The organism is Vibrio sp. EA2, from assembly GCF_033042495.1.
Classification (GTDB): Bacteria; Pseudomonadota; Gammaproteobacteria; order Enterobacterales; family Vibrionaceae; genus Vibrio.
In genome coordinates, this window is sequence record NZ_JAWLID010000024.1 from 27128 (window position 1) to 27464 (window position 337).

The 337-nt window shown below is 47.5% G+C and carries 1 pseudogene; it reads right to left on the minus strand.

Annotated elements, in window-relative coordinates:
• Positions 1 to 337: pseudogene (locus RXX31_RS23390) on the minus strand (galactokinase); the annotation flags it as partial.

Below are 337 nucleotides of genomic sequence, written 5' to 3' on the forward strand. Positions count from 1 at the left end.
ATTTAATGCGATTTCCGCCTGGCTTATTTCCAGGTTGAAGAGCACTTTGAACGTCTGACCAATCACGACTTCCAGTGCCGCTGATGAGCTCAACCCCGCACCTTGAGGAACATTGCCGCTGACAGAGATATCAGCACCGGTAAACTGGTAGCCACGAGCCAACAGACACTTCACGACACCGCGAATGTAGTTCGCCCACATTTTGTCTTCCTGGAATGTGATTTCTTGAGTGATATCGAATTCATCAATCGCGTTGGCGTAATCAACCGATATTACGCGTACTAAGTTGTCTTCACGCTTTGCTGCCGCAACAACTGTTTGATAGTTGATTGCACAT